This is a genomic window from Dolichospermum circinale AWQC131C, assembly GCF_000426905.1.
In the GTDB taxonomy this organism is placed as follows: Bacteria; Cyanobacteriota; Cyanobacteriia; order Cyanobacteriales; family Nostocaceae; genus Dolichospermum; species Dolichospermum circinale.
The window spans coordinates 38847-46068 of the sequence record NZ_KE384594.1 but is presented as its reverse complement, the minus strand read 5'-3'; the positions used below and the strand labels follow the sequence as shown (position 1 = coordinate 46068).

Annotated in this window: 7 protein-coding genes and 1 tRNA gene; 2 read left to right on the top strand and 6 right to left on the bottom strand. The window is 36.4% G+C overall.

What is annotated here, in order from left to right:
* Positions 1-93: 93 nt before the first annotated feature.
* The 5 genes from ACIR131C_RS0104320 to psbZ all read right to left on the bottom strand — a co-directional run bounded on the left by ACIR131C_RS0104320 (position 94) and on the right by psbZ (position 3092).
* Entirely contained in the window at positions 94-1359 is a 1266-nt protein-coding gene (locus ACIR131C_RS0104320; RefSeq protein ID WP_028089204.1) for a glutamate-5-semialdehyde dehydrogenase, read from the bottom strand.
* 4 nt (positions 1360-1363) lie between these two features.
* Positions 1364-1771 carry a hypothetical protein gene (locus tag ACIR131C_RS0104315; RefSeq protein ID WP_028089203.1) on the bottom strand — a complete coding sequence of 136 codons (408 nt, stop codon included), beginning with the start codon at positions 1769-1771 and terminating at the stop codon, positions 1364-1366.
* A 208-nt stretch (positions 1772-1979) separates the two neighbouring features.
* A tRNA-Gly gene (locus tag ACIR131C_RS0104310) sits at positions 1980-2051 on the bottom strand.
* 156 nt (positions 2052-2207) lie between these two features.
* Positions 2208-2699, bottom strand: a complete 492-nt coding sequence (ribH, locus tag ACIR131C_RS0104305) for a 6,7-dimethyl-8-ribityllumazine synthase (protein ID WP_028089202.1) — start codon at positions 2697-2699, stop codon at positions 2208-2210.
* Positions 2700-2903: 204 nt separating this feature from the next.
* Complete coding sequence (gene psbZ, locus ACIR131C_RS0104300) at positions 2904-3092, bottom strand: photosystem II reaction center protein PsbZ (RefSeq protein ID WP_028089201.1); 189 nt, start codon at positions 3090-3092, stop codon at positions 2904-2906.
* A gap of 257 nt (positions 3093-3349) precedes the next feature.
* Here psbZ and ACIR131C_RS0104295 point away from each other — a divergent pair, with 257 nt between their 5' ends.
* Both ACIR131C_RS0104295 and ACIR131C_RS0104290 read left to right on the top strand, forming a co-directional pair.
* Positions 3350-6049 carry a CBS domain-containing protein gene (locus ACIR131C_RS0104295; protein WP_028089200.1) on the top strand — a complete coding sequence of 900 codons (2700 nt, stop codon included), beginning with the start codon at positions 3350-3352 and terminating at the stop codon, positions 6047-6049.
* A gap of 25 nt (positions 6050-6074) precedes the next feature.
* On the top strand, positions 6075-6650 hold the full coding sequence (locus ACIR131C_RS0104290; protein WP_028083225.1) for a Uma2 family endonuclease: 576 nt from the start codon (positions 6075-6077) through the stop codon (positions 6648-6650).
* A 98-nt stretch (positions 6651-6748) separates the two neighbouring features.
* Here ACIR131C_RS0104290 and ACIR131C_RS21880 read toward each other — a convergent pair.
* On the bottom strand, positions 6749-7222 hold a 474-nt coding region (locus ACIR131C_RS21880; RefSeq protein WP_035371504.1), incomplete at its 5' end, for a Uma2 family endonuclease.

Sequence of the window (7222 nt, the reverse complement as noted above, 5' to 3'; positions counted from 1 at the left end):
ACTCTTGTGGTGCGGGCATCTTGCCCGCTAAATATGTACCTCATAACACCGGGAAGTGCTGTATATAACAGTTTTATTTCTCACAACTGACTATTAAAAGCGTCCATTCCCTTGAATAATATGCTTCACTGTTGTTAAAGTTTCTAAACTAATAAATCCCCTTCTATGTCCTTTTTGATTGGACATTCCTAAAAATACAGCTTCTCCTCGTGAGGAATGACGGGAAAAACGAGGGGAAGCATTAATATAGGTGGAGGCACTATTTACTCCTAATGCAAATTGGCGACTTTCTTGATAGGATTCGGTGACAATACTATCAGCATGACTACTACTATATTGGTTAATCCAAGCGATCGCACTTTCTAAACTATCTACCAATTTAAAGGTCACTGTTTTTGTTAAATAAGGTGTCCCCCATTCTTCGTCTTTTACTAATTGTAACTGCGGAAAAGCTGCAACTAATTCTGCATCTCCTTTAAGTTGAAAACCTTTTTCTTTTAAGCTACTCCATAGCACTGATAAGGAAGATGGTAAAGCTTGACGATGAATTAAAACTTTTTCAATGGCATTTACCGGATCTGGTTCGCTTTCATGGCTATCTATAATCATCCAACGTACCATTTCTAAGCTACTGTTGACAGACCAATACAGGTAACAATTACCCATGGCTGACTTGAGAACTGGACAAGTTGCTTGTCTAACTACTTGTTGAATTAAACTAGTACGTCCGTAAGGAATCACTAAACTCAAATACTGGTCTTGAGTAACTAAATCTCGCACAGACGCGCCATGTTCGGCAGTAATTAATTCTACACACCCTGCTGGTAAACCAACTTTGGTAATAGCTGTTTGTAGTGCATTAGCGATCGCTTTATTAGAATGACTAGCTTCTGTACTCCCTTTGAGAATAATACTATTACCAGTTTTCAGGCAAAAACCAGCCGCAATTGCCCCTAAATCTGGGAAAGCTTCATAAATAAAAGCAATCACCCCTAGAGGCATTAACTGGGTATAACTTTGGGAGTCTTCCTGCTGATAATCAGCAGTTCGGACTCGTCGCAAAGGATCAGATAATTCCCCCAACCGTTGCAGAATCTTAACTGCATTCTCCAACCTGGAGGGGGTTAGTCTCAACCAGTCCAAAATTAATTCTGGAACTGCCATTTCTCGACTTGCTTCTAAATCCAAGGTATTAGCTTCGAGAATTTCATCAAAATCCCGTTCGATGGCTTGTGCCATTGCTAACACAGCCCGACTCCTATCTGTCCCTTTGGTAATTCCCAATTTCAGAGAAGCTTGAAAAGCGCGTTCAGCGCTTGTCATGGGTTCAGGGTAATCATCAATCACTTCATCTGTCATGGGGTTAACGTCTGTAAGTAAGCCAGATCATTAGCACTGGTAAAATTGCCAATAACACTGCTACCATTGCCCAAGCGAGGATGCTGGAACTATTAGCTAATCGCAGTGCTAATGGTAGCCATATAATGACTAACACAAAAATAATCCCTAACGCTATTGGTAAATAATTTCGTTTTAAGGGAGGTTGAACAACGTGCCAACTGTTTCCTTTCCAGCGCCAAGCCCGCTTATAAGGATAAGTTGTAGTCAGTTGTTCTAATACATATCCATTTTCTTCTACAACAAAAATCTGCTGACAGCGATCGCATCCAAAAGCTTCTGTCAGCGTGATAGGAATTAACTGTCCCTTGCGACGACAAGGACAAGCGTATTCCGTGTTTAGATCAATTTTATCTGGTTTTTGAGGTTGCACAAGCGAGGTAAATAACTTGAGCGGTTTTCTTACATTATTCCCTACTTTTTCCAAAAATCAGTATGAGGAAACCTAAAATTACTCCTAGAAGCTGAAGTAGCCCATAAAGCCTACTATTAAAGCTCCTAACCTAAAAACCCATCACATATCAATTTGACAGAAATAGAAAATAAGTCAGTTTTATTTTAATAAAATAACCTAAACTAGAAGCGGGTAACGCGATTCGAACGCGCGACATCAACCTTGGCAAGGTTGCGCTCTACCACTGAGCTATACCCGCAACTCATCAATAATCTTATTATTCCAGATTTATTCTTGTTTGTCAACCCCTAAATTAAAAATTTTTTTTCCGGTGCCATTGGTCAGTGGTCATTAGTTTTTAGTGAAAAAAAATTACTTATTACCCATTACCTATTACCCGATACCCATGACCTAACTAACTTGCTAAATTCGGGCGTAATTGACGCATGAGACTGGCCATTTCTATGGCATTCATAGCATATTCCCAACCGTGATTACTTTTAATTCCTGCCCGTTCTAGAGCTTGCTGCATGGTATCAGTTGTCAAAATCCCAAAAATTACGGGTACTCCCGTTTGGAAACTAGCCGCAGCAATGCCTTTAGAAACTTCAGCAGATACATAATCAAAATGTGGCGTTTGTCCTTTGATTACTGCACCAAGACAAATTATGGCATCATAACGGCCAGACATTGCTAATTGACGGGCTACATTGGGAACTTCAAAACTACCGGGAACCCAAACATAGTCTACTTGCTCTCCTTCAGTGTCAGGATTGATACCGTGACGTTTTAAGCAGTCTTTACATCCTTCCACTAGTTTCAGGGTGACAAGATCATTAAAGCGAGCGATAATCAATGCAAAGCGCAAAGACTCGGTTTGAATAAAACTTCCTTCAAAAACTGCCATAATGCCTCTGAATCAATATTACAATAGGTACTTAACCAATATACTTTTCTGCTTTCAAAATATAAGAGCAGGAAAGCACAATCAGGAAAAAGTCGGCTAGAAAAAGAACATTTAAGAGTATTTTTTCTATTTTGACCTTTTGTATTGGCTTTTCTGCTCCTCTAGTTTGTATGGTATATGTTAGTGGATAGTTAAAGCAGTTAATTAAACTACAAAGAAGTTTAATATAGCAACTAACAGAACTAAAGCTACCCAAATTCCAGACCCAACCCAGAGCAGTTTCTTAGATTCTACCCAGTTTTGAGGAGTGGCGTAAACAACGGGTACACCAATCACAAGCACGAAAGAGAACAAGACTAGTGATATTAAAGCAATTTGAAATACTGTGGTCATTTTGTTTTTCCCAACATAACGAAATCTTAGTTTACCCCAGGTCTGCTGCTGTTTATAGTCTTAGTGGTTTTCAGCGAACCTTCTGAACTCACAAAGCATCACCTGATCAATTAATATTTTACGTCGGGTTTGTAACAGTTGCTCATATCTAATTTTCCAATCTGCTGATTAGACATTGGGAAAATGATTAAGATGGAAATGATATTCCCTGTTTCCTGTTAAGAGTCCCCTGTCACTTTTAACTCACTTTTAAATATATGGATTTAATTCTTTGTCATACAACTGCTGACTTTGACGCTTTGGGGGCAGCGGTAGGGTTGACTTGTCTCCAACCGGGAAGTAAAATCGTCCTCACTGGGGGCGCTCATCCCCCTGTCAGGGATTTTTTGGCACTACACCGTGACGAGTATCCGTTAATTGAAAGACGTTCAGTAATTCCTGAGAAAATTCGTTCTTTAACGGTTGTAGATACTCAAAAGCGCGATCGCTTGGGTAAAGCAGCTATCTGGTTTGATTTAGCTAATGTGGAAGAGATCATCATTTATGATCATCATCTCGAACAGAAGAGAGACATTCCCTCTACTGAATCATACATTGAAGAAGTAGGGGCTACAACTACTTTAATGGTAGAAAGATTACAAAAAAGCAATATTTCTTTAAATTCCGCTCAAGCGACAGTAATGGCTTTGGGTATTCATGTGGATACAGGTTCATTAACTTATAAACAATCTACAGCCAGAGATGCTTTAGCATTAGGTTGGTTAATGCAGCAAGGAGCAAATTTATCAGTTATTTCTACCTATCGAGATCCTGGTTTATCACCACAATTACAACAGTTATTAAGTCAAGCTTTGGAAAAGTTAGAATATCTTTGTTTGCGGGGATATACTATTGCTTGGGTGACAATAAAAACAGATAGTTTTGTACCGGGTTTATCGGGTTTAGCTTCAGAAATAATTGATTTAACAGAAACCGATGCTGTACTATTAGCAAATGAATATCCTTTAAGTGAAGAAGATTGGCGATTAACAGTAATTGGGAGAACACAAATTCCCCAAACAAACCTTAATCAATTATTTACATCTTATGGTGGCGGTGGACATTCCCAAGCAGCATCTTTAAACCTCCGCACTACAGATTCCCAAGCAATTTTACAACAATTATTAGATGGATTAAAAGGGCAAATTCCCCACCCTCCTATTGCTAGAGATCTAATGTCTTCTCCAGTGCGAACAATTCGCCCAGAAACTACTATAGCCGAAGCACAAAGGATTTTATTACGTTATGGACATTCAGGTTTATCTGTAGTTAATAACCAAGATTTATTAATTGGAATTATTTCCCGACGTGATTTAGATATTGCTTTACATCATGGATTTAGTCATGCACCAGTTAAAGGTTATATGACAAGTAATTTAAAAACAATTACCCCTGATACTTCTTTACCAGAAATTGAGTCTTTAATGGTAACTTATGATATTGGCAGATTACCAGTATTAGAGCAAGGGCAATTAGTTGGTATTGTCACCCGCACCGATGTTTTAAGAGAATTACATCAATTAACAATTCAAAATCCCCAATCCCCAATCCAAAGCTATGATCAGAATTTGCGACTCAATTATGAATTAGAAAAACGTCTTACTCCTCAACTGTGGCAATTACTTCATATCGCTTCTCAAGAAGCAGAAAAACGAGGTTGGCATCTTTATTTAGTTGGTGGTGCAGTGCGAGATTTACTACTATCAGAAACAGGAAATCGCACCTTAATGATTAATGATATTGATTTAGTAGTTGATGGTTTTCATAAAACAGCAAATGTCGGTGCAGGGGTAGAACTAGCTAAAGCCTTACAGCACATTTATCAAAATGCCAGATTAGAAATTCATGGTGCTTTTCAAACTGCGGCTTTATTATGGCATAAAGATATATTATTAGATTCATTATGGGTAGATATTGCCACAGCCAGAACCGAGTTTTATCCTTATCCAGCAGCAAATCCAGAAGTTGAAGCTAGTTCCATTCGTCAAGATTTATATCGGCGAGATTTTACAATTAATGCTATGGCTTTGCGGTTAACTTCTCCTCGCGCTGGTGAATTGTTAGATTTTTTTGGTGGTTTTATAGACTTAAAAAATCAGCAAATTAGAATTTTACACGCTAATAGTTTTATTGAAGATCCGACGCGGATTTATCGCGGGGTGCGGTTTGCGGTACGGTTTGGATTTTCCCTAGAAACCCAAACAGAAACCTATATTCGTTATGCTATAAATAGTGGAGTTTATAATCGTACTAGTCAAGAAAATAGTAAAACTCCGGCTTTGCAAACTCGACTAAAAACTGAATTAAAGTATATTTTAGCAGCACCTTATTGGCAATCAGCTTTAGAATTACTTAATAATTTAGGGGCTTTACAATGTATTCATCCTACCCTAAAATTAGATAGAGAACTTAATCGGCAATTAAATTTATTAAAACACTGTTTAAGGAAATTTGACAGAAAACAAACTGTAATAAATTGGCAAATGCGTCTGGAGGTATTAATAGGTTATTTACAGCCAGAATATCGAGAAAAAGTTGCTAAAAATCTCCAATTAGCTGATGATAGTATTAGCAGATTAGAAAAATTATCTCAAATTCAATCTGAGGTAATGAGATTATTACCCACTTTTGAAAAACCCAGTCAAACTGTGTATTTACTCAAAAAATATGATTTACAAACTTTGATTTTAATTGCTTTACAAAGTCCCCGGAAAATTAGAAGAAGAATTTGGCAATATTTAACAAATTGGGGAAATATTCAACCGCTGTTAAATGGGAATGATTTAAAACAATTGGGTTATAAACCTAGTCCCCAATATAAGCAAATGCTTGATGATTTATTGACTGCGACTGTAGATGGTATAATTAAGGATAAAGCTCAAGCACAAGAATTTTTAGCCAAGCATTATCCTGGGTAATTAAAATTGAAAATATGAGGTTGATATGCAAGTTCAAACATCCAGCAAATATTACACTCCAGAAGAATATATAGAACTAGAGGAAAAATCAGAATTTAAAAATGAATATATACACGGGGAAATTATACCTATGACTGGTGGAACTACAAATCATAATGAAATTGCAGGTAATTTTTATCTACATTTTAAATTAAAAATGCGGAATCAAAATTACAAGATTTATATGGGTGATGTTAAATTATGGATAGAGCGTTATCAAATATATACTTATCCAGATATTATGGTAATTCAAGGAGAACCAACATATCAAGGAACTGGAACTACTCAAGTAACAAATCCTTTAATGATTGTAGAAGTGTTATCTAAATCAACTATAAATTATGATAGAACCGACAAATTTAGATTTTATCGTTCTCTTCCTGAATTGAAAGAATATATTATGATTAACCAATATGAATATTTTATTGAACAATTTGCTAAAAATGCAGAAGCACAATGGGTATTAACTGAATATGAATCAGTAAATGATATATTGTCTTTAAAATCAATAGATTTTCAAATTCCTTTTAGCGATATTTATGAAGGTGTAAATTTCCAGTAGGTTGGGTTGAGGAACGAAACCCAACATTATTAAACCTGATTATTAAAACTTTTGTTGGGTTAAGCGACAGCGCAACCCAACAAAAGTTTAATTGTACATTAAATTGTATTAGGATCTATATTCAATTCTCGCAATTTTGCTGCTAAACGTTCTGCGGTTTCTTCTGGAGTAGGAACTAATTTACCTTCTGGTGTAAAATATCTTAATAATCCTCCCTCAATTCCCAAATATAAATCTAATTGTTCACTCCATAAATGTCCTTTTTCATTTGCTTCTAGAGCTTGATATTTACCATCTAATAAATGAAAACCTGCAAATTCTAGTGTATAAGGATCAAACCAAAAATAATCCGGGGTGCGAAAAGTATTTTGATAAAGTTCTTTTTTATATTCCTTATCTGTATTTGCTGTAGTTGGTGAAAGAATCTCTAAAATAAAATTAGGGTATTTTCCCTCTTCATTCCAAACTACCCAACTTTTTCGAGTTTTGCGTTCTGTTCCTAGCACAACAAAGAAATCTGGACCTCGGAAATATTCTGATTTTTTCTGATTAGGACTATAGTAAATGGTGAG